We start from the raw sequence: 20,073 nt of genomic DNA, 5'->3' as shown, positions 1-20,073 counted from the left end.
CACCGCCGCGTCCAATCGGCGACTTCAAAGTAAATTTGCCAAGATTGAAGGCCTACGTCCAGTGCACTTGCAATTGTCATGGCGTATTGCCAGTGTCAGCTCCGAACCGCAGGTTGCAGGGGGAACGAGCGGGTGACGGCCGCAGTGACGGAAGACGCCGGACGGCTGGCACAGTTGCACAAACAGCTGCTGGCCGACGATTCGATTCAGTTCGGGCTGCCGGCCTTCGTGCGGCCCGAGCCGCCGCAATGGCTGAAGCCGCTGCTGGATGGCCTGGCCAAGCTCGGCCCCTACATGATCTATCTGTTCTGGGGCGCGGTGATCATCGGCGTCGCGATCATCGCTTTTCTGCTCGTTCTTGAAGCCAAAGGCGTCGCCTGGCGCCTGCCCTGGCGGCGCAAGCGCCAGGAAACCGAAGAGAAGGAGGAATGGCGCCCGGACGCGGGCGTCGCCCAGGTCCTGCTCTCCGAGGCCGATGCGCTTGCCGCGCGCGGCGAGTTTGACGAGGCGGTGCACCTTCTGTTGCGCCGCAGCGTCGCCGATATTGCGACCCGCATACCGGACTTCCTGCGGCCGTCGCTCACCGCGCGCGACATCGCGGCTGCCGGCTCGATACCCACCCGGCCCCGCGCCGCCTTCAGCGAGATCGCCCGCATCGTCGAAGCCGCGTTGTTTGCCCGGCGGCCCGTCGGCGCCGAAGGCTGGCAACAGGCGCGCGGCGCCTATGAGCGTTTCGCCTTCCGGGACGCCTGGGCATGAGCGCGGCAACGACGGAAGCAGCGCAGGAACCGTTCAGCCGCAAGACCTTGTTCTGGGGCATCTTCGCCAGCCTTTTGGCGGCGGCCGGCTTCTTCCTGCTGTCCACCTATGCGCCCGATTTCCGCCAGCCTGAAGGCGGCGCCACGCCGTTTTCGAAAGGCGGTACCGGATATGCCGGGCTTGTCGAATGGCTGAAGCTCACCAATGGACAGGCGCCGCCGATGGAGCGCGGCGAGAAGGACCTGGAGTCCCCCCTGGCTTCGACCTTCCTGCTCGTCGTCACCATCGCGCCGGGCAGCGACCCGGCCGCGCTCGACCACCTCATCAAGCTGCGCACCGGCAAGGACACGCTTTTCGTGCTGCCGAAATGGCAGACCGTTCCCCTGCTGGGCCGTGACGGCTGGGAGACCAAGGTCGAACGACTTCCCAATGCGGTCGTCAACGACTGGCTCGGCCGCATCGCCAAGGCGAAGCTCGGCGAAGGCAAGCCGACGGTCGACATGATCGATGTCCAGGGCCGCAGGATCGCCGTGCCGGACGAACTGCAATGGGTGGCGGATGATCACCCGCTGATCGCGGCCGGTAACGGCAAAGCCGTCCTCACCGAGCTCGACGACGAACCCTTCTACATCCTCACCGATCCCGATTTCATCAACAATGCCGCGTTGGGCGACGAGCAGAAGGCGGCCGCCGCGCTCGACATGATCGCCATGCTGGAGCCCGCCAAGGGCGCGGTCATGTTCGACCTGACGCTTCACGGCATCGGCCAGAAATACGACCTCGCCAAGCTGCTGGTCGAACCACCCTTCCTGGCGTTGACGCTGTCGGTGCTGGTGGCGGCCGCGCTTGCCTTCCTGCATGGGCTCGGCCGCTTCGGGCCGCCGCGTGCGGAAGGCCGCGCCATCGCCTTCGGCAAGCGCGCGCTGGTCGACACAACGGCGATGCTGTTGAAACGCGCCGGGCGCCTGCAGGAGCTTGGCGACCGCTATGCAACACTGGTGCGGCAGCGCGCTGCCGCCCTGCTCGGCGCGCCGCATGGACTGCAGAGCGAGGCGCTCGACCGCTGGCTCGATTCCCGCGACAAAGGCGAGGCGCACGGCTTCACCCGGCGCTTCCAGGCTGCGAACGAATCCAACAATTTGGCAGCAATGCATGAAGCAGCCGAACAGCTGCATGACTGGACGGCAAGGAGGCTCGGTGAACGTCGATGAAGTGAAGACCCTGGCGAACGCGATCAGGGAAGAAGTGGCGAAAGCGATCACCGGTCAGCACGACACGGTCGACCTGATGCTGACGGCCTTGTTTGCGGGCGGCCATATCCTGCTCGAGGGTCCGCCAGGCACCGCCAAGACCATGACGGCGCGCTGCTTCGCGCAAGCGCTCGGCGTCGCCTATGGCCGCATCCAGTTCACGCCCGACCTGATGCCCGGCGATATCGTCGGCGCCAACATCTACAATTTCCAGACCGGGCAGTTCACGCTGACGCGCGGCCCGATCTTCTGTGACCTTTTGCTCGCCGACGAAATCAACCGCACGCCGCCGAAGACGCAGGCCGCCCTGCTCGAGGCCATGCAGGAACACGCCGTCACCTTCGACGGCACCACGCATTCGCTCGGCAGGAATTTCATGGTGGTGGCGACGCAGAACCCGATCGAGCACCAGGGCGTCTATCCGCTGCCCGAGGCTCAGCTCGACCGCTTCCTGTTCAAGCACCGGGTGAGCTATCCGGATCTCGCGGAAGAGCGCGCCATCATCGTCAACCACGGCGGCGGCTCGGCCTCGCACGATATCGGGCAATACGGCATCAAGGCGCAGACCGACCGCAAGGCGCTGGAAGCCGCCGTCGCGACGGTGGGCGACGTCACGCTGGTTGGCGATGTCGTCGGCTATATCGCGGCGCTGGTGCGCGGCACGCGCGAAAGCCCCGACCTGGAGGTGGGCGCCAGTCCTCGCGCGGGCGCCATGCTGGCCCGGGCCGCGCGCGCCAGGGCGGCACTCGACGGCCGCAACTATGTCATCCCCGACGACGTCAAGGCTCTGGCCGTGCCGGCGCTGCGCCACCGCGTCGTGCTTTCGCCGGCCGCGCAGATCGACGGGCGGCTGGTCGAGCAGATCGTCTCCGACCTCGTCGACCGTACGGAAGCGCCGCGTTGATCTATCCGAGCGGGCGAGCGGTCTGGGCGGCGGCGGCGGGGGCGATCCCCGCCTTCCTGATCGCGCTCGCTTTGCCCTCTGTCTGGTATCTCGGCCTGTTGTGGATCTGCGTTCTGCTTGCTTTCCTGGCGGTGGACGCGGCCGCGGGTAGAGGCCGCGCCTCGCTCGATGCCACGCTGACCGCGCCGCCGCAGGTCGGTGTCGGCGGGCGCTTCACGTTGTACATCGCGGCCGGTGTCGGGGCAAAGCTGCGGCGCCTGCACGCGCGCGTCGGGCATGACCAGCGCGTCCAGCCGATCGCGGCAACCGGCGGCGCGCTGCCAGCCAATGGCGGCACGCTCGACCTCGAATTCGAGGCCATCCGCCGTGGCATCGCCAGCTTCGACCGGCTCTGGCTGCGCTGGCAGGGCCCGTTCGGGCTGGTGTGGAACCAGGTCATATTGCCGGTCGACCGCAAGGTCGCGGTGCTGCCCAACGTCAACAGCGCGCGCGACGAGGCGATCACGCTTTTGCAGCGCTCAGCCCTTGCCGACGGCCATGCGCAGAAGCGCGCTGGCCAGGGCCGCGAGTTCGAGGCGCTAAAGGATTACCAGCCCGGCATGGGCCGGCGCATGATCGACTGGAAGCGCAGCGCCCGCCACGGCAAGCTTCTGGCGCGCGAATTCCGGATCGAGGAGAACAACAACATCGTTCTGGCGATCGATAGCGGCCGGCTGATGTGTGAGCCGGTTGATGGCGTGCCGAAAGTCGACCGGGCGGTGACGGCCGCGCTTCTGTCGGCCTTCATCGCGCTCAAGGGCGGCGATCTCGTCAGCCTGTTCTCCTTCGACGCCCGGCCGCGCGTTTCGAGCGGCGCGGTGCGCGGCTCGCCGAGCTTCACCATGATCCAGAAGCGCGCCGCCGAGATCGACTATTCGACCGAGGAGACCAACTTCACCCTGGCGCTAACTACGCTGTCGGCGAAGCTCGACCGGCGCTCGCTGGTCATCGTCTTCACCGATTTCGTCGATCCGATCAGCGCCGAACTGATGCTGCGCACCGTCGGCCGGCTGACCGAGCGGCATCTGGTGCTGTTCATGCTGATGCGGGACGTAGAGCTGGAGACGCTGGCTGACATGGCGCCGGCGGCGCCGGAGGATGTCGCCCGCTCCGTCACCGCCGGCGACCTTTTGCGACAGCGGCAGGTGGTGATCGGCAGGCTCAGGCTGCTTGGCGCGCATGTCATCGAGGCCGACCATCAGCGGCTCGGGCCGGCGCTGGTCGAGCGCTATATCCAGCTCAAGGAGGAGAACCTTCTATGACGCTGTCCGCCGGTACCGACGCGGTTCGCCAGTCGCTGGCCAGCTTCCGCCAGGAGCGGGAGGCCGACTGGAAAGCCTTCGAGGCGCTGCTGGCACGCGTCGAGAAGCGCGCGCCGCGCGCGCTGTCGGAAGACGAGCTGCTGTCGCTGCCGCTCCTCTATCGCTCGGCGCTGTCATCGCTTTCGGTGGCGCGCGCGACCTCGCTCGACAGCGCGCTGATCGCCTATCTCGAGGCGCTGTGCCTGCGCGGCTACTTCTATCTCTACGGCGCGCGGCGATCCTTGAGGACGCGCATCGGCGACTTCTTCCTGCGCGACTGGCCGGCCGCGATCCGCGATCTGTGGCGCGAGGTGTGGACGTCGGTCGCCCTCACCGTGATCGGCGCCATTGCCGGCTATTGGCTGGTCGCCTCCGACAAGCGCTGGTACGACGCCATCATCGCGCCGAGCCTTGCCGGCGGGCGCAACCCGGACTCATCGTCCGAGATGCTGCGCAGCGTGCTTTACGGCGGCGGCGATCACTTTCTCTCAGGCTTTGCCGCCTATCTCTTCACCCACAACACGCAGGTCTCGATCCTGGCCTTCGCGCTGGGTTTTGCCTTTGCCGTGCCGAGCGTGCTGATCATCCTGATGAATGGCTGCATGCTCGGCGCGATCTTCCAGATCTATGCCGCCAAGGGCCTTGGCTTCGAGCTGGGAGGCTGGCTTTCGATCCATGGCACGACAGAGCTGTTCGCCATCGCCATCGCGGGTGCGGCCGGGATGCGCATCGGCACCAGCATCGCCTTTCCCGGCGAACTGACCCGGATGGCCGCCGCGGCGCGAGCCGGGCGCGTGGCGGCGACCGCCATGGTCGGCGTCACGGTGATGCTGCTTTTCGCCGGACTGTTGGAGGGCATCGGAAGGCAGACGATCACCAGCGACATCGCCCGCTACTCGATCGGCGGCGGCATGCTGGCCTTATGGATCTGTTATTTCTACCTGTTCCGGATGGTGCGGCATGGCGACCGCTAGGACAGCGAAGGTCAAGGACCCGGCAGCGCTGATCCGCCCGCTGGTCACGCCAGAAGGCGTCGACCTGCGCGTGAAACTGGCGGATGCCGGCACCCGGGCTTCAGGGTTCCTGCTCGACGTGGTGATCATCGTCATCGCGGCCGTGGTCGTCTCGCTGGTGACAATCTTCGGCCTCGCCGGCCTCGGCTTCGAGGATGCCCAGCCGCTGTTCATCGTCTGGATCATTTTCATCTTCTTCCTACGCAACGTCTATTTCATCGCCTTCGAGGCAGGCCGGCGGGCAGCCACCCCGGGCAAGCGCATGGTCGGCGTCAGGGTCGCCTCACGCAGCGGCGCCGGCCTCACGCTGGACCAGGTCATCGCGCGTAACCTGATGCGCGAGATCGAGGTTTTCCTGCCGCTGTCGATCCTCGCCGCGCGCGCCAGCGCCGACGTCGCCGACACGCTGTCGACCATCTTCGGCCTGGTGTGGGCGTTGCTGTTCTCGTTGTTCCCGCTGTTCAACCGCGATCGCTTGAGGATCGGCGACCTGCTCGCCGGCACCTGGGTGGTCGAAGCTCCGAAAGTGGCGCTGCTCGAGGACCTTTCGCGGCGCAAGGACCCGGTCGCCGCCCGCTTCCAGTTCAGCGCGGCGCAGCTCGACGCCTATGGCATCGCCGAGCTGCAGAAGCTGGAGGAAGTGCTGCGCCGCGACGATTATTCGGCGCTTAAAGCGGTGGCGGAGACGATCGCCCGCAAGATCGGGGCCCGGGTCGAGCCGGTCGATTCAAAGGCTTTCCTCACCGCCTATTACGGCGAGCTCCGCGCGCATCTGGAACGCAAACTGCTGCTTGGGAACCGCAAGGCGGACAAGTATGCGCGGTAGCGGGGCGGCTAAGCGAGGCTGAGAATGAAAACGTCGTTGTCCGAACTCGAACTGCAGGAAATGGAAACGCGAGTGGCAGCGGCCCAGCCCGGCCCATGAAATCTTGGATCGAAGGTCGGGATTTCGATGGAGGATCAAACTTCATCCAGACCGGCAGCGGCGCAGAGCGCGGCGAGGACATCGAAATGTCCGGGGCGACCGTCGCAGACCAGGATTTTATCGCCGCCGCACGCCAGGACATCCCCCGCCTGATCGCGGAAGTGCGTCGCCTGCGCGCACTTCAGACCAAATAGAGATCTCTGCTGCCTACCCCACCCACTTCTCGTAGTCCGACACCAGCAGGTGCAGCGGCGCGACGTCCTCGTCGATGTTGGAGAAGCGGCCGATCGGATCGCGGAAGACGTTGTCGGTGAGGTCGTCATTGACGGTGGAAACCTCGCCGATCAGCACGTCCTTGCCCTCGGCCCAGAAGGCGTGCCAGACGCCGGGCAGAAGCGTCACGCTCTGGCCGGGATCGAGCTTCAGCAGCCCGCCGGCCGGCAATCTGGTGATAGTGCCGTCGACCGGTACCGAAACTTCGGCCTTCGGGTCGATGCCGCCGTCGCGGTCATGCATGAACAGCTCCAGCACGAGCTTGCCGCCGCCGCGGTTGATGATGTCCTCGGCCTTGATGTTGTGGCGGTGCATCGGTGAGAGCTGGTCCTTGCGCGAGATCATGATCTTCTCGGCATAGAGCATGCCCATGCCGAGCTTCATGTCCTCGTAGCGGCCATTGCGCACGGTGAACAGGAACAGGCCGAGCTCATCGAACTTCTCCTGGCCGTAGTCGGTGATGTCCCAGCCGAGGCGCGAGGTGAAGATCGCCGAGGAGTCGGCCTTGTGCGCCTTCATCTCGTCCGGCGACCAATAGGCGAAGGGCGGCATGATATAGCCGAAGGAGCGGATAAACGCGTCGGCCTCGCGGATGATCTCGTTGATCCTGGAGCGCTTCATGGGGGACCTCCTCCGGCCGATGCCTTGCTGAAATTCGGACCTCCGAATAGCCCAATGCCGGTCCGCTGTCGACGCAAACCCGCTGTTCTGGCCCCGTGACATCCGGCCGGATCGGGACCATAAACCCAACCGGACTTTCCGATTTTACGCATGTCTTTTTCCCGAAACCGGATCTCGGGAGACATGCCTTGAATGGTGACTTTCATGCCAAGCATTGACGACCTCGACACGCCGGCGATCCTGATCGACGCGGCCCGCGCGGAAGCCAACATCAAAAAGGCACAGGCGCATGCGGACGCCCACGGGCTGAAGCTGCGGCCGCACATCAAGACGCACAAGCTGCCCTATTGGGCGAAGAAGCAGGTCGCGGCCGGCGCCGTCGGCATCACCTGCCAGAAGATTGGCGAGGCCGAAGTGATGGCCGATGCCGGGCTTGAAGATATTTTTCTGCCCTACAACATACTCGGCCGCGCCAAGCTGGAGCGGCTCAAGGCCCTGCATGGCCGCGTCACGCTGTCGGTGACGGCGGACAGCCATGAGACGCTGGAAGGCCTTGCCGCCACCTTTACCGATGCCGGCCATCCGCTGCAGGTGCTGGTCGAGTGCGACACCGGCATGGGCCGCTGTGGCGTGCAGACCCCGGCCGAAGCGGTGGCGCTGGCGAAGGTGATCGACCAGGCCAAGGGCCTCGCCTTCGGCGGGCTGATGACCTATCCGGCGGCCGGCCGCGCGGCAGAGGCCGAGGCCTGGCTGAAAAGCGCGCACGACGCGCTTGCCGCGGCAGGCCTCGAATGCCCGCGCGTCTCCAGCGGCGGCACGCCGGATATGTGGCGCTCCGGCGAGAACAGCATCGTCACCGAATACCGGCCCGGCACGTATATCTATCTCGACCGCTACCAGGTCGCCAAAGGCGTGGGTACGCTGGACGACTGCGCGCTGACGGTGCTTGCCACCGTGGTCAGCCACCCGACGCCGACCCGCGCCATCCTCGACTCAGGCAGCAAGGCGCTGTCCTCCGACACGCTCGGGCTCCCCGAATTCGGCGAGTTGCTGGGCGTGCCTGGCGCACGAGTCACGGGCTTAAGCGAGGAGCATGGCACGGTCACGCTGTCAGACGGCGCCGCCTTGCGCATCGGCGAACGCGTGCGCGTCGTTCCCGACCATTGCTGCGTGGTGACGAATTTGTTCGATCAGGTGCATCTGATCGACGGCGACAAGGTGCTGGAGACGCTGCCGGTGGCGGCGCGCGGGAAGATGGGGTGAGCCCTACTGCCGCTCCGCCTGCCTTGCCGCCACTCTCCGCATCGCGGTCACCCGCCGCCTGAAAATCTCGGTGCGCATCGCCATCAGATGCAGGGCGAAAAACAGCACGGTGAAACCCAGCGCCATGACGGCGAGCGGCCACAGCATCGAGGGGTCGATGGTCGGGCCGCCGAGGCGGAAGACGGAGGCTGGCTGGTGCAGCGTGTTCCACCAGTCGACCGAAAATTTGATGATCGGGATGTTGATGAAGCCGACCAGCGTGATGATGGCGGCGGCCCAGGCGGCACGGCCGGCGTCATCCAGCGCGCGGGTCAGCGCGATGATGCCGAGATACATCAGGAAAAGCACGAAGACAGAGGTCAGCCGCGCATCCCACACCCACCAGGTGCCCCACATCGGCTTGCCCCAGATGGAGCCGGTAACCAGCGCGAGCGCGGTGAAGGTGGCGCCGATCGGGGCCGCCGATTTCAGCGCGACATCGGCCAGCGGATGGCGCCAGACCAGCGTGCCCAATGCCGAGATCGCCATGATCGTGTAGCACATCATGGCGAGCCACGCGAAGGGAACGTGGATATACATGATGCGCACGGTGATGCCCTGCTGGAAATCCTCCGGCGCGGTGAAGCTCATATAGAGGCCCACGCCAAGCAGAATCGCCGCGACCGCCGCCAGCCACGGAATGACCTTGTCGGCCAGCCCGACGAAGCGCGTCGGGTTGGCGAGATCGATCCAGCCGGAAAAGCGTGAGGTCGTGTCGCTCATGGCGATCTAAATAGACCGGCGTGAGGTCAGGGGCAATTGGACGGATGTCGCAGGCTTTTCCTTCTCCCCTTGTGGGAGAAGGTGGATCGGCGCGTAGCGCCGAGACGTATGAGGGGTGTTCCAGCGGAGTGAGACGCTGGCTTTCCCTGGAGCACCCCGCGCCTTCGGCGACACCTTCCCCACAAGGGGGGAAGGGGGAATTCTAGGATTACGCCGCTTCCGTCACCGGACGGCTGAGGCGGCGGACCTCTTCGTCGTTGAGCAGGCCGCCGGCGCGCAGCAGGGCGGCGAAGCGGCCGTTGCGCAGCGACAGCTCGGTGAAGCCGCCCATCTCGACCACCCTGCCCTTGTCCATGAAGACGACGAGGTCGGCGTCGCGGACCGTGGTCAGGCGGTGGGCGATGATGAAGGTCGTGCGGTTGCGACGCAGCTCGTCAATCGCCTCCTTGACGCGGTCCTCGGTCTCCACGTCGAGCGCGCTGGTCGCCTCGTCGAGCACCAGGATCGGCGCATCCTTCAGCACGGCGCGGGCGATGGCGATACGCTGGCGCTCGCCGCCCGAGAGCTGGCCGCCGCGCTCGCCGACGACGGTGTCGTAGCCGCTGCTCTTGGCCAGGATGAAGTCCTGGGCGGCGGCGGCATTGGCGGCGGCGTGCACCTCATCATTGCTCGCATCGGCGCGGCCGACGCGGATATTGTCCTCGATCGAGCGGTTGAGCAGGCCGGCGTCCTGGAAGACAGTGGCGATCGAGTGACGCAGCGACTTGCGGGTCACGGTCTTGGTGTCGATGCCGTCGATCAGGATACGGCCGCTGGACGGCGTGAAGACCCGCTGCAAGAGATTGATCAGCGTCGTCTTGCCGGCACCGGTCGGGCCGACGATGGCGACTGTCTGGCCAGCCAGGACCTCGAACGAAACGTCCTCGATGCCGTGGCCCGAATTGGCGAACTCGAAGCTAACGTCCTCGAAGCGCACATGGCCGGTGACGTTGGTGAGCTCGCGCAAGCCATCCGGCTCGATGGCTTCGGCGGCAGAGTCCTCAAGGCGGTAGAAATCCTCGAGCTTGGCGCGGGCCTCGGAAATCTGGGTGGTGAAGGCCGACATCTGGTCGAGACGGGCGATCAGCATCCCGGCAAAACCGGTGAAGGCGACGACGTCGCCGACGCGGAGCTGGCCACGGGTGACGAGATAGGCGCCGATCGACAGCACGATCATCATCGAGATGGTCGACGACAGCCGGTTCAGCGCATTGGCGATCGCCCACCAGTCGAGCACAGGGTTCTGCGCGTCGAGCAGGTCCTTGACGTAACGCTTCAACGTCGCGGTCTCATGGCCGATGCGGTTGTAGCTTTGCAGCACGGCGACATTGCTGACGCTGTCGGACACGTGGGCAAAGACGGTGTGGTAATGGCGCTCGACGGCGGTCTGCCCCGACTTGGTGTGGCGCATGACGATACGGCCGATGCCGACGTAAAGCACCCCGAGGCCGAGCAGCACGACCGACATGCGGATGTCCATGGCGAGCGCGGTCGGCACCAGCAGCACCAGCGCGATGGCGGTCGACAGATGCACGCGCATGAATTCGAGCCAGAGGCTGAACAGGGTCTCGACGGCACGCAGCAGCGTGTGCAGCGAATTGGACGTGCCGCGCTGGTGGTGCCAGGCGAGCGGCATGGTGATCACGCGTTCGAAGGACTGGCACAGCACTTCGGAGCGGCGGGCATGGGCGAAGCGGTCGGCACCGCGCGCCACCAGCACGAAGGCGACGACGTTGAAGGCGCCCAGAGCGGCCCAGACGGCGAGCGTCGAGAACACCGCGCCTTTTTCGGAAATGGCACCGATGACCCGACCCAAGAGGATCGGCTCGAGGATCGCGATCGCCGCGAGCGCGACGTTGGCGCCGCAAATCAGCGCGACGCGCTTCTTGTCGGCCGCCAGATAACCCAGCGCTCTAAAGTAGATCTGCAGAAGTGACACTTCAGCTACTCCGCCAAACTCTTGTCCGTGCTCAATGCCGGTATTGTGCACCGCACCATTTTTTGACACGTACAGGTTAATGTGTCGCGAAACAATGCGTCGTCTATCCCTTCCGTTCCCATTTTGCGAACAAAAGATGACGACGGTACGAAATCTGACGTGATCACCTAACGGTTTGAGATAAAAGGTGAAATGTCAGCCTTGCGGCAAAATAGTGGCACTTGCTCTCCGCTGCCACATTTTTAATCACCCGCCGCTTGGTTAGCATGCGCTAAAAGATCGCACGCCGCGATGTCCGGCATCACCGCCAAGTAAAAAAGCGAAATGGCCACGCACTCCGAAGAGCGCGCGGCCAATCAGCCAAGCCTTTGATTTTACGCAGGTATCCTGACGACGACCTCGGTCTTGCCGCCGGCTTTCGGCTCGAAAGAGGCCGATCTTTTCTTAGAACCATCGACTTCTAGCGAGATCGACTTGGTCTTTTTGTCGCGGATGACGCGAAGCTTGATTTCACCGCCGAACATCTTGAGCGTCGCGGCGTAGCCGTCCCAGTGCCCGGGCAGCTTCGGCCTAAACGTGATCTCCTTGCCGCGCCGCTCGATGCCGAGGATGCCTTCCACCGCGGCGCGGTAAAGCCAGCCGGCCGAGCCCGTATACCAGGTCCAGCCGCCGCGGCCGCCCTTGCCTTCGCCGGCATAGATGTCAGCTGCCACGACATAAGGCTCGACACGGTAGTGTTCGGCAGCCGCCTCGTCCGAGGCATGGTTGACCGGGTTCAGCATCGAGAAACAGCGATAGGCCTCGTCGGTGCGGCCCATTTCGGCGAGCGCGATCACGAACCAGGTGGCGGCATGAGTGTACTGGCCACCATTCTCGCGCACGCCCGGCGGGTAGCTCCTGATATAGCCGGGGTCCTTCTCGCTTTTCGAGAAGGGCGGCGTGAACAGCTTGACGATCTTGAGGTCGTCATCGACCAGCAACTCGGTCGCCTGCTCCATGGCCGTCGTCGAGCGGGCAGGATCGCCCTCGCCCGACAGCACGCTCCAGGACTGGGCGATGGAGTCGATCTTGCACTCGTCCGAATTGTGCGAGCCGAGCGGCGTGCCGTCGTCGAAACTGCCGCGCCGGTACCACTGGCCGTCCCAGGCAGTATTCTCCAGCGCCCGCTTCAGCGCGTCCGCGTGCTTTGTCCACGCCTGCGCCCGCTTGGTGTCGCCCTGCCCCTTGGCGACGGGCGCGAAGTCGGTGAGCGTCTTCAGGAGGAACCAGCCCAGCCACACGCTCTCGCCCTTGCCGCCTTCGCCGACACGGTTCATGCCGTCGTTCCAGTCGCCGCCGAGGATGAGCGGCAGGCCGGCAGGGCTGCTGCGCCTGATCGCGAGATCCAGCGCCCGCGCGCAGTGATCATAGAGCGACGCTGTGTTCTTGGTGATCTCGGGCGTGAAGAAGGCGTCATGCTCGCCTTCGCCGAGCTGCTGCCCGTCGATGAAGGGCAACTGCTCCTTGAGGATCGCGGCGTCGCCGGTCACCTCGATGTAGCGGGCCGTCGCATGCGCCAGCCAGACGACGTCGTCCGAGATCATGGTGCGCACCCCGGCATCGGTGCGCGGCAGCCACCAGTGCTGCACGTCGCCCTCCGGGAATTGCCGGCGCGCCGCATTGAGGATCTGGTCGCGTGCCAGCTTCGGATCGTGCGCCAGAAGCGCCAACGTGTCCTGCAACTGGTCGCGGAAGCCGAAGGCGCCGCTGGCCTGATAGAAGGCCGAGCGCGCGCGGATGCGGCAGGCCAGGCTCTGGTAGGGGAGCCAGTGGTTGACCATGGCGTTCATCGCCTCGTCCGGCGTCTCGACCTGGATGGTGTCGAGGAAGCCGCGCCAGGCCTTTTCATTGTCGGCGAGGCGCTGGTCGAAATCCTTGCCGCGATGGGTCTGCACCAGCGCGCTTGCCTCTGCGGGCGTGGCCGCGTCGCCAAGCAGCCAGGACAGCGTGACGTCGCCGCCGGCGGGAATGTCGATGTCGCTTGCGACGACCGCACAAGGGTCGTCGCCTGCCTCGATGCGACCTGAGAGCGCCAAACCGCCGAGCACGGCTTGCGGATATTCGGTCGTGCCGTGCCTGCCGATGAACTCGGAGCGGTCGGCGGTAACCGAATGGATGGGGTGGCTTGCGCCCAGGAAGGCGACGCGCTCGCCGAAGTCGAGGCCATAGGGGTTCTGCGCCAGAAGCGCGCCCGTCGCCGCATCGCGCGAAGGCACGATGGTCGCCGCCGTGCGCGAGCGGTGGCCGCCCAGCACCCATTCGGCATAGGCATAGACCCGCAGCCGCGCCGGCACGGATCCGGAATTCTGGATGCGCAACCGGCTGATCTTCACCGGATCGACGGGATCCACCACCTGGGTCAGGTCCATCGACAATGGGCCGCGCTTGGAGCGGAAGGTCGAGAAGCCCTGGCCGTGCCAGGTCTCATAGGTCATCGACGGATCGCGTACCGTCGCCGCCATCGGCGAGAACGCCTTGCCGCTGGCGTGGTCGAAGACATAGAAGCCCTCGCCGGGCCGGTTCGACACCGGGTCGTTAGACCATGGCGTCAGCTGGTAGTCGCGGCTGTTGCGGCTCCAGGTGAAGCCGGCGCCCTCGGCCGAGACGTGGAAGCCGAAGGACGCGTTGGAGATGACGTTGATCCAGGGCTGCGGCGTCGAGCGCCGTCCGGTCAGCCGCGTGACATAGTGGCGGCCATCGCCATCGAAGCCGCCAAAGCCGTTCCAGAGGCTGAGGCCTCGGCCGTCGGCTGCAATGTCGGCTCCAGCCCGGCTTGCCGGCACTGGCAGGGGCAGCGGCGGGCTGGGTTCGCGCGGCGAGCCGCCCTCCGCCTGCAGCAAGGCATCGCGGGCCTGCAGCGCCGCCGTCTCGGCGCGTTCGAGCTGGTCGAAGATCGTGCCGTTGCGGGTGTGAAGAACCACTCGCGCGACCGACAGCAAGGTCTTGTAGGTCGGCTCGTCCATCAGGTCGCGGCGCACCGCGAAGATGTGCTGGCGCGGCCCGAGCTCGCGGCCGCGCAGGCGGCTGTTCTCGCACAGCGTTTCTACAGCCCGCTGCAGGTCTTGTACGTAGGACGAGGCCTGTTCGTTGACGACGACGAAGTCGATCATCATGCCGCGCGCCCGCATATATTCCTGGAAGCGCAGCGCCTGGGCGACAATCTCGAGATCGGCGACGTCGCCGATACGCACGAGGAAGATCGGGAAATCGCCGGAGATGCTGGTCGGCCACAGGCTCGACTGGCGGCCGAGGCCCGAGGCGATGGATTCCGCCGGCAGGCGCAGGAACGGATCGGGATAGATGAGGTAACGCGCCAGCTTCTGCACATTGGCGGCGTCGGTGAGGCTGAGCCCCAGATGGCGCGTCTGCACCTGGCTGCGCGTCCAGGCCAGCATGGCCTGGCGGGCGAAGCTCTCCTGGTGGTCGAGCCGGGCGATCGCCTCGTCGAGCTCGCCGCGATTGGCACCGACGGCGGTCCAGAAGGTCAGCGAGATCTTCTTGTTGGCCGGCACGCGCACCTGGCGGCGCAGTGCCGCCACGGGGTCGAGCGTGAAGCCCTGGCTGCCGGAAAGCCTGACGCCGGGGTCGAAGGCGACGGCATCGGCGATGGTGCGGCCGCGGCCGATGAAGGCTCGCCGGTCGGTCTCGGCCTCGGCATCGCGCGACGGGCCCGACGGGTCGGTGACGAAATGCACCATGGTAAGGTCGGGGTCGTTCTTGTCGCGCTTGCGCCGCGTGGCGAAGATCGCGCCGTTGTTCGCCGCGATCTCGGTCTCGACGAACATCTTGGAGAACGCCGGATGCGCGTTGTCGGAAGCCTCGTTGCCGAGCACCAACTCGGCGAAGGAGGTCACCTCGATATGACGGTCGGTGGCGCCGTCATTGTAGAGCGTGACGCGGCGGCCTTCGCCATTGCCTTCGGAAATGACGATGCATTCGACCTCGGAACGCAGCGAGCCGACCGATTTGGTGAAGCTCGCCTTGTCGTCGGCAAACAGCGTCTGGACGCGCTCGCCCTCGGCGCGCTTAGGCTCGGCGGTGGCGGACCACCAGTCGCCGGTCGCAGTGTCGCGCAGGAAGATGTAGGACCCGAGGCGATCCTCGCTCGGATCCGGCTGCCAGCGGGTGACGGCAAGCTCGCCGAAGCGGCTGTAGCCGGAGCCCGTCGCGGTGACCATGACCGAATAGCGGCCGTTGGACATGACGTTGGTCGCCCGCAGCGCCTTGATCGGGTCGAGGACGACGCGGCTGTCCGGGCTCTCGGTCTCGGTCTCGTCCTTGGAACGTTCGTCGGCTTCCGTCCTGACGGTCGCGGTCGGGATGTCGCGCGGCGCCTTCTCCTGCAGGAGAAGCTCGGCCGACTCGATCACCGGGTCGCTGTGGAAGCGCTCGCGCAACCGGCCCTCGAAAATGGCGTCGGCGACGGCGGCGATCGACATGCCGGAGTGGTGCGCCATGTAGTTCTGCACCACGGCATGGTCGGTGCCTTCGGGCACGCGCTGCGGCGTGAAATCGACCGCGTCGTAGAAGCCGTGGCGGCCGAGCGCGCCGATCGAGCGCAGCCGCCGCAGGTTCTGCACCGCCTCGCGCGGGCTGAACTGCGCGGCCAGGATCGTCGCATAGGGCGCGATCACGGTGTTCTGGCCAAGGCCGCGCTTGAGGCCGAGGCCGGGCACGCCGAAATTGGTGTACTGGTAGGTGAGCTCGCGGTCGCGGGCGTTGTAGGCCGCTTCCGAAATGCCCCAGGGCACGTTCTTGGAACGCGCATACTGGATCTGGCGCTTGATGATGAGCTTGCTGGTCTGGTTGAGGATCGAGCCCTGCGGCTCCTTCATCACCAGCGGCGGCATCAGATACTCGAACATCGAGCCCGACCAGGACATCAGCGCGCCCTGGAAGCCGATCTCAACGATCGGGCGCCCCAGACGGAACCAGTGCTCGGTCGGCAGGTCGCCCTTGGCGATGGCGAACAGGCTGGTGAGCCGCGCCTCGGAAGCGAGAAGGTCGTAGCAGCTCTCGTCGAGCTGGCGGTCCTCGACACGGTAGCCGATCGAGAGCAGCTTGCGCTCCTGACGCATCAGGAAGGAGAAATCCATCTCAAAGGCATAGCGGCGGCAGCGTTCGCGCAGAGCGAGCAGCTTGGCGCGCAGGGCGGCGACGGCGCTTTCGTCATTGTGCGAATCGTGCACATGCGCCTCGCAGGTCGCCTCCAGCCGTTCCGCCCAGTCGGCGATGACGTCGCTCTTGGGCGAAGCCGCCTCGGTGTGGATGGCGGTGGCGAGCTTGCGGATCTCGCCGGCGAGCACGGCAAGGTTGATGGTGCGGATCGAGGCCATCTCCGGCTGCGCCTTGATGGTCGCAACCGCGCGGCGCATGCCGTCAAGACGGTCGGCCAGGCGCTGGCGCAGCGGCCGCAGCTGCCGTCGGTCGTCCGGCAGCTCGTCCAGGCTTTCGTCGAGGATGGTGACGGTGTCGATAATGCCTTCGAAATCGCCCTGCAGGTGCACGGACGGCGCCTCGGCCCATTCGGCGCAAGAGGCGGCAACCGCGACCAGATGTCCAGCGAGATTGCCGCTGTCGACCGCGGAGATGTAAAGCGGATAGAGCGGCTTCAGCGTCGTCGTGTCGTACCAGTTGTAGAGATGGCCGCGGTCGCGCGGCATGTTCTCGATCGTCGTCATCGTGGCGTCGATGCGGGTAATGGCGTCCGACAGGCTGATCCAGCCGAAATCGCGCGCCGAAACCACCGACAGCAGATAGACGCCGATATTGGTCGGCGAGGTGCGCGGCGCCACCACCGGCGCCGGGCTTTCCTGGAAATTGTCCGGCGGCAAATGATGCTGCTCGGGCGTGACGAAGGTCTCGAAATAGTGCCATGTGCGGCGCGCGAAGGTACGCAGCACCTGGATGTCGGCGCTTGAGATGCGCAGCCTGTCCTCGGTCTCGGCCGAACGGCTGATCCAGCAGGCGACGGCGGGCGAAGCGATCCAGAAGATGGCGAAGAAGAAGGCGACGAAGGCGCCTGTGGAATCGGCCAGCACCGGAATAGCCAGGCCGACGACGCCGATGATCACCGCGCCATACATCATGCCGTAATAGGCGCCGAGATCGTTGCCGCCCTTGGCCGCCTGCGAGGCGGTACGCCATTCCAGAAGGTTCTGCCGGCTGACGAAGAGCCGGTAGATGGTGCGGATGATGGCGTCGCCCATCATCCATGCGAGATGCGCCATCAATAGCACCTTCAGCGCCACCAGCGCCGTGCCGAAGACGGTGTCGCGCGCAAGCGCCGAGAAGTGGCCGCGCGGCGTCTGGTCACCGCTCTTGGGCAGGATGCCGTTCACGATGTCGAAGGTCGGCGCCATGAACAGGCTGAGGATCAGAAGCGCCTGCCATTGGGCGGCCTGGGTGAAGGGCAGCAGCGTCCAGCCGGCAACGCAGGCCATGACCCAGAAGATCGGGGTCAGCGAGCGGCGCAGATTGTCGACCATCTTCCAGCGCGACAGTGCCGGCACGCCGGAACGCGGGTCGAAGATGTAGCCGAGCAGCTGCCAGTCGCCGCGCGCCCAGCGGTGATGGCGCGAGGCGTCGACAGAGTAGCGGGTCGGATAGTCCTCGACCAGCTCGACGTCCGTGACCAGCGCGGCGCGCGAGAGCGCGCCTTCGAGCAGGTCATGGCTGAGGATGGTGTTCTCGTCGATGCGGTTCTTCAGCGCCGCCTCGAAGGCGTCGACATGGTAGAGGCCCTTGCCGGTGAAGGAACCGTCGCCGAAGACGTCCTGGTAGACGTCGGAGACGGCGAATACATAGGGGTCGAGGCCGCGATTGGCCGAGAAAACGCGCTGGAAGAAGGAGGCATCGTCGCCGCTGGTCAGCGACGCCGTGATGCGCGGCTGCAGGATGGTGTAGCCGGCGCTGACGAGGCGCTTGACCGGATCGAAATGCGGGCGGTTGAGCGGGTGGGCGAGCTTGCCGACCAAGCTCGAAACCGCATCGCGCGTCGTGCGCGTGTCGGCGTCGAGCGTCATCACATAGACGACCTTTTCCGGCAGCGGCACGTCGAGCGGCAGGAAGGTGGTGTCGCTGTCGCCGCGCAGGAGAAGGTTCAGCTCGTGCAGCTTGCCGCGCTTGCGCTCCCAGCCCATCCAGCAGCCCTGCGCCTGGTTATAGAGCCGGCGCCGGTGCAGGAGGTAGAAGCGCGGCGAGCCTTCCGACGGATAGCGGGCGTTGAGCCTAGCGATCTCGTCGCGGGCATATTGTAGGATCTCGATGTCGGCGGCGTCGATCTCGGTCTTGGAATCCGGCCAGTCAGACAACAGCGCGAAATGGATCTCTTCGGCCGTGTTGGCGAGGTGATGCACCTCGATGTTGCGGATGTTTTCCTCAACGTCGTCGCGCGAGCCGATCAGCGAGGGCACCACGACCAGCGTGCGCGCCTCGGCCGGGATGCCGTGCTTATTGTAATCGTAACCAACGAGCCGGGTGGGTTTGAGGAACAGCGCCACGACGGTGTTGAAGAAGGCGAGCGCGCCTTCGCTTGCCGGCACCGCGAACAGCGCCAGCATCAGCGTGATCGATTCCACCGAAAGGCCGAGATTGGCGAGCGCCCTGCCCGACAGCACCAGCAGCAGCGCCGTCAGCAGGAAGACCGGCACGACGATGCCCAGCCAGCCGGCGCTGGCAAAGGCGCGCTTGAATGTCACATAGAAGGGCGGCCGGTAGCCGATCGCCCTTTCCAGCTCCTGCCGGCGCGGCCCGACCAGGAAAAAGCCGACATCGGTGTGCACGTCCGGGTCCGCCGTCTCCGGCACGCCGGACGCATCGGTGACGCCGGGCGTGTGGCCGGCAAGCTCGATCGCTTTTTCGGCCACCCGATATTCGGACAGCTCGGAGCGCCGCGCCAGCTGCTCGATCGCGGTGCGGTACTGGTCGCGCGAGAAGAAATCGAGGTCGGCGAAATCGGTCTTTTCACGCAGCAGCGTGTCGATTCGGCTGACGCCTTCGAACCAGACCGTCCAGTCGACGTCGTTGATGAGGCGCAGGCCGCGGATGATGTTGCCGGTCGTGACGTTGCCGCTGGACAGCGTCTGATGCTCGGAGATGATGATCTCCTCGGCGTCGGAGCCGGTCTTTTCCAGCTCTCCCTCTAGCCATTCCAGCGCCCGGCCGGCGTTCTGCGAGCCGTCGCGCAGGCGGTAGAGCAACTGGGTGGCAAATGTGGTGTCCTGCGCATGCGCGCTGTAGTGCGACAGGATCCTGGTGCGGTCGGCATTGTCGTCGGTCGCGAGAACCCGGTCGGCGACCTCGTTGGCGATGTGTCGCATCTGCCTGGTGCGATCGACGCGCACGGCAATGCGGCGCAGGTTCTCGATCAGCACGAAGCGCAGCAGGGAGGGGAGTGCCCAGAGCTCGCCGATCTTCATCGGCTCGACCGACTGGAAGCCCTCGACTATGGCCTTGAACATGGTGGCCGAGACGGAGCTGTCGGAATGCTCGACATAGCTCCAGGCAACGACGAAGGCGCGCGGCAGCACAGTGCCGTCGCCGAGCGTGAGCGTCGGTAGTTGCCGATAGAAGCGGCGCGGCAGGTCGCGCTTGACCTGGAAAATGGTCTCCTCGACCAGATAATTGTTGTCGAGCAGCCATTGCGCGGCCGGCGTGATGGTCTCGCCCTTGGCCTGGGCGGCATTGGTCGAACGGTAGACCTCGAGAATCTTCTTGGCGCTGTCGCGGATGCGGGCCTGGAACTCGAACGGGGCGAGGCCGAACAGGTCCTTGACCTCGCCCTTGGCCAAAGCAACGCCCAAGGCGCGCAGCCGGTCCTCAGGCAGGAAATTGGAGCGTATCGGCGCTTCCGTCACGGACGGGAAGCCGGCGCTTGTCTGTTCGATCTTGTTGGGATTGGTCTGAATGTTCATTGAAAATTCCGTAAGCGGGGGCGCAATGCGG

12 protein-coding genes are annotated in these 20,073 nt (G+C 65.8%); 8 read left to right on the top strand and 4 right to left on the bottom strand.

Features of this window, described 5'->3' with window-relative positions; all coding sequences use genetic code 11:
- Positions 1-132 precede the first annotated feature (132 nt).
- The 7 genes from EN862_RS20575 (at position 133) to EN862_RS20545 (ending at position 6,385) form a co-directional block, all read left to right on the top strand.
- Positions 133-759: a DUF4129 domain-containing protein gene (locus tag EN862_RS20575; protein WP_127867740.1), complete on the top strand. Its 627-nt coding sequence runs from the start codon at positions 133-135 to the stop codon at positions 757-759.
- Complete coding sequence (locus EN862_RS20570) at positions 756-1,970, top strand: DUF4350 domain-containing protein (protein WP_127867739.1); 1,215 nt, start codon at positions 756-758, stop codon at positions 1,968-1,970. The genes EN862_RS20575 and EN862_RS20570 overlap by 4 nt, the downstream gene beginning before the upstream one ends.
- Positions 1,957-2,913 (top strand): MoxR family ATPase, encoded by a 957-nt coding sequence (locus tag EN862_RS20565; protein ID WP_127867738.1) that lies wholly within the window; start codon positions 1,957-1,959, stop codon positions 2,911-2,913. The genes EN862_RS20570 and EN862_RS20565 overlap by 14 nt, the downstream gene beginning before the upstream one ends.
- Positions 2,910-4,214, top strand: a complete 1,305-nt coding sequence (locus EN862_RS20560) for a DUF58 domain-containing protein (protein WP_127867737.1) — start codon at positions 2,910-2,912, stop codon at positions 4,212-4,214. Before EN862_RS20565 ends, EN862_RS20560 begins: the two co-directional genes overlap by 4 nt.
- The gene (locus EN862_RS20555) at positions 4,211-5,227 is read left to right on the top strand and encodes a stage II sporulation protein M (RefSeq protein ID WP_127867736.1); all 1,017 of its coding nucleotides are present in this window, start codon (positions 4,211-4,213) and stop codon (positions 5,225-5,227) included. The genes EN862_RS20560 and EN862_RS20555 overlap by 4 nt, the downstream gene beginning before the upstream one ends.
- Complete coding sequence (locus EN862_RS20550; RefSeq protein WP_127867735.1) at positions 5,214-6,092, top strand: RDD family protein; 879 nt, start codon at positions 5,214-5,216, stop codon at positions 6,090-6,092. Before EN862_RS20555 ends, EN862_RS20550 begins: the two co-directional genes overlap by 14 nt.
- A gap of 95 nt (positions 6,093-6,187) precedes the next feature.
- Positions 6,188-6,385 (top strand): hypothetical protein, encoded by a 198-nt coding sequence (locus EN862_RS20545; protein WP_210235674.1) that lies wholly within the window; start codon positions 6,188-6,190, stop codon positions 6,383-6,385.
- Positions 6,386-6,398: 13 nt separating this feature from the next.
- Here the strand turns inward: EN862_RS20545 and EN862_RS20540 are convergent, their stop codons facing one another.
- Positions 6,399-7,085 (bottom strand): D-lyxose/D-mannose family sugar isomerase, encoded by a 687-nt coding sequence (locus EN862_RS20540; RefSeq protein ID WP_127867734.1) that lies wholly within the window; start codon positions 7,083-7,085, stop codon positions 6,399-6,401.
- A 204-nt stretch (positions 7,086-7,289) separates the two neighbouring features.
- Here EN862_RS20540 and EN862_RS20535 point away from each other — a divergent pair, with 204 nt between their 5' ends.
- The gene (locus EN862_RS20535) at positions 7,290-8,348 is read left to right on the top strand and encodes a D-TA family PLP-dependent enzyme (protein WP_127867733.1); all 1,059 of its coding nucleotides are present in this window, start codon (positions 7,290-7,292) and stop codon (positions 8,346-8,348) included.
- A gap of 3 nt (positions 8,349-8,351) precedes the next feature.
- On the opposite strand, the gene EN862_RS20530 is transcribed toward EN862_RS20535, so the two are convergent.
- The 3 genes from EN862_RS20530 to EN862_RS20520 form a co-directional block, all read right to left on the bottom strand.
- Positions 8,352-9,110 carry a heme ABC transporter permease gene (locus EN862_RS20530; protein WP_127867732.1) on the bottom strand — a complete coding sequence of 253 codons (759 nt, stop codon included), beginning with the start codon at positions 9,108-9,110 and terminating at the stop codon, positions 8,352-8,354.
- Positions 9,111-9,318: 208 nt separating this feature from the next.
- The gene (locus EN862_RS20525) at positions 9,319-11,088 is read right to left on the bottom strand and encodes a glucan ABC transporter ATP-binding protein/ permease (RefSeq protein WP_127867731.1); all 1,770 of its coding nucleotides are present in this window, start codon (positions 11,086-11,088) and stop codon (positions 9,319-9,321) included.
- Between the two features lie 374 nt (positions 11,089-11,462).
- Complete coding sequence (locus EN862_RS20520) at positions 11,463-20,042, bottom strand: glucoamylase family protein (RefSeq protein WP_127867730.1); 8,580 nt, start codon at positions 20,040-20,042, stop codon at positions 11,463-11,465.
- Positions 20,043-20,073 lie beyond the last annotated feature (31 nt).

The organism is Mesorhizobium sp. M2E.F.Ca.ET.219.01.1.1, from assembly GCF_004016445.2.
Taxonomy (GTDB): domain Bacteria; phylum Pseudomonadota; class Alphaproteobacteria; order Rhizobiales; family Rhizobiaceae; genus Mesorhizobium.
Note: the sequence above shows the minus strand (reverse complement) of the source record. Positions and strands in the feature narration are given on the sequence as shown.